Below are 2,823 nucleotides of genomic sequence, written 5' to 3' on the forward strand. Positions count from 1 at the left end.
CGGGTGCTCCGCCTGGAGCCGACAGGGACGACGCAGCCCCTGCCCGACGGCTCCCTGGCCGAGCAGCCGCTGCCGACTCCGGCGACGACGCGGGAGCCGATCCCTGCGGGGCTGCCGCGGTTGCTGATGAAGAAGCGACGGCGCACGTAGCGGCGGCTACGACGTCGGCAGCTGCTGGCCGTAGTCCACCGTCTCGTCCTTCGCCGGCTGTTCCAGGGCGAAGTCCTTGCCCCAGTCGGAGAAGCTGAGGGTGCCCGCGCCGCCGGCGCGGACCAGGCGCAGGGGGTACGGCTTGCCCTCCAGGGAGACGTCCAGCGTGCCGCCGGAGCCCCGGTCGCCGGTGATGCGGATGGTGGGGACGCCGGACTGTTCGTGGTGGCCGTCGGTCTGCAGGGAGCCGTGCAGGGTCAGCAGGCTCTTGAGGAGCACGTCCTTGTCGGTGAAGCCGCTGAAGCGCTTGTACGAGGGGTCGCCCTGCGGCACCTTCACATACTTGCCGTCGAGCTTGTCGGCCGCGGCCGCGTCCCCTTCGTCGCCCTTGCCCTTCCCGTTGTTCCAGAACTCCGCCTCGGCCATGAGGAACAGCTCCTCACCGACCCGCAGCAGTTTGAACGTCGCCCCCTCCGCGGTGACCGACCCGCTGCCGCCGTCCGACTTCAGGCGCATGTCGAGCTTGTACGTGCTCCCGCCGGCGACGACCGTCCCCGACAGCCGGACCGCGGCGGCGGACTCCGCCGCCGTGCGGGTCTGGGCCTGGATCTTGTCGGCGGGGAGCTTTCCCACCCCGTTCGTGCCCGCGTTCGGATCTTCCTCGCTGCACCCCGTCAGCGCTGTCCCCGTCACGACCAGTGCGCACATCGCGCTCGCCAGCGCGGTCCGGCGGGTACGGCCCTGGGGCATCGCAGTCACAGGTGGTGCTGCCTTTCTGACGTGGGTCCTGAGCGGCGTACCGCAGCGTACCGGGGCTGTGCGCACCAGGCGGAGCCAGTCCGTCCGGACCGCTCACCAGGGCGTATCCGATCGGGACGGGCTAGCCTGAAGCCCAACTGAGCGAGCAATTCGACAAGAACAGAGCAAAAGCAACGCACGGTAGGAAAAGGAGGCGCAGCCATGGTCGCGGGCGCCCCCCGGATCTTCGTCTCGCACCTGTCCGGCGTCGCCGTCTTCGATCCGAACGGCGACCAGGTGGGCCGCGTGCGCGATCTGGTCGTCATGCTGCGCGTCGGCCGCCGGCCCCCGCGGCTGCTCGGGCTGGTCGTCGAACTCGTCACCCGCCGCCGGATCTTCCTGCCCATGACGCGGGTGACCAGCATCGAGTCCGGCGAGGTCATCACCACCGGTGTGCTGAACGTCCGCCGTTTCGAGCAGCGTCCCACGGAGCGACTCGCGTTCGGTGAACTCCTCGACCGGCACGTCAGGCTCGTCGAGACCGGCGAGGAGGTCACCGTCCTCGATCTGTCCGTGCAGCAGTTGCCGGCCCGCCGCGACTGGGAGGTCGACCGTGTCTTCGTGCGCAAGGGCCGGAAAGGCGGCGCCTTCCGGCGGGCCAAGGGCGAGGCTCTGACCGTCGAGTGGTCCGCCGTCACCGGCTTCTCCCTGGAGGAGCACGGGCAGGGCGCCGAGAGCCTGCTCGCCACCTTCGAGCAGCTGCGCCCCGCCGACCTGGCGAACGTCCTGCACCACCTCTCACCCAAGCGGCGCGCCGAGGTCGCCGCCGCCCTCGACGACGACCGCCTGGCCGACGTCCTCGAAGAGCTTCCGGAGGACGACCAGATCGAGATCCTCGGCAAGCTCCAGGAGGAGCGTGCCGCCGACGTGCTGGAGGCGATGGACCCGGACGACGCGGCCGACCTGCTCTCCGAGCTGCCGGAGGAGGAGCAGGAGCGGCTGCTGGGCCTGATGCAGCCCGCCGACGCGGCCGACATGCGGCGCCTGATGGCGTACGAGGAACACACCGCCGGCGGTCTGATGACCACCGAACCGATCGTGCTGCGCCCCGACGCCACCGTCGCCGACGCCCTCGCCCGGGTCCGCAACCCCGACCTCTCCCCCGCCCTGGCCGCCCAGGTGTACGTCTGCCGCCCGCCCGACGAGACGCCGACCGGCAAGTACCTGGGCACCGTCCACTTCCAGCGGCTGCTGCGCGACCCCCCGTACACCCTGGTCAGCTCGCTCGTCGACGACGACCTGCAGCCCCTCGCCCCGGGCGCGGCGCTGCCCCTGGTCGCCGGGTTCTTCGCGACGTACGACATGGTCGCGGCGCCGGTCGTCGACGAGTCCGGGTCGCTGCTGGGCGCGGTGACCGTGGACGACGTACTGGACCACATGCTGCCCGAGGACTGGCGGGAGACGGAGTTCGAACTCGACGAGGGCGAAGGGGTGGTCGCCCATGGCTCCTGAGCGAGAGACGGCGCGTGAGATCGTCCGGGAGCGCATTCCGGTGGGCGCCACCGCGACCACGCGCCCGCGCGCCCGCCTGGACCAGCCGCGCGCGCCCCGGCGCCGGATCCTGCCCGAGTGGGACCCGGAGGCCTTCGGGCGGCTCTCGGAGCGCATCGCGCGCTTCATCGGCACCGGACGGTTCCTCGCCTGGATGACCGTCGTGATCATCGTGTGGGTGCTGTGGAACATATCCGTGCCCAGCGACCTGCGCTTCGACGAATACCCGTTCATCTTCCTGACGCTCGCCCTGTCCCTGCAGGCGTCGTATGCGGCCCCGCTCATCCTGCTCGCACAGAACCGGCAGGACGACCGCGCCCGGGTCGACCTCGAACAGGATCGCAAGCAGAACGAGCGGTCGATCGCGGACACCGAGTACCTGAC

The 2,823-nt window shown here is 71.0% G+C and carries 3 protein-coding genes; 2 read left to right on the forward strand and 1 reads right to left on the reverse strand.

Annotation, left to right across the window (positions count from 1 at the left end; all coding sequences use genetic code 11):
• Positions 1-156: 156 nt before the first annotated feature.
• A complete protein-coding gene (locus ACTWQJ_RS49690; RefSeq protein ID WP_443312939.1) occupies positions 157-909 on the reverse strand; it encodes a hypothetical protein in 753 nt (250 codons plus the stop codon).
• 201 nt (positions 910-1,110) lie between these two features.
• On the opposite strand from ACTWQJ_RS49690, the gene ACTWQJ_RS49695 reads away from it, so the two are divergent.
• Positions 1,111-2,400 (forward strand): magnesium transporter MgtE N-terminal domain-containing protein, encoded by a 1,290-nt coding sequence (locus tag ACTWQJ_RS49695; RefSeq protein ID WP_443312940.1) that lies wholly within the window; start codon positions 1,111-1,113, stop codon positions 2,398-2,400.
• Positions 2,390-2,823: DUF1003 domain-containing protein (locus ACTWQJ_RS49700; RefSeq protein WP_443312941.1), on the forward strand; the 434-nt coding region annotated here is incomplete at its 3' end. The genes ACTWQJ_RS49695 and ACTWQJ_RS49700, both read left to right, overlap by 11 nt.

The organism is Streptomyces sp. KR55, assembly GCF_052245645.1.
Classification (GTDB): domain Bacteria; phylum Actinomycetota; class Actinomycetes; order Streptomycetales; family Streptomycetaceae; genus Streptomyces; species Streptomyces flavusporus.

Coding starts and splice junctions, on each gene's coding strand:
- ACTWQJ_RS49695 (WP_443312940.1), top strand. CDS start 1,111: ATGGTCGCGGGCGCCCCCCGGATCTTCGTCTCGCACCTGTCCGGCGTC.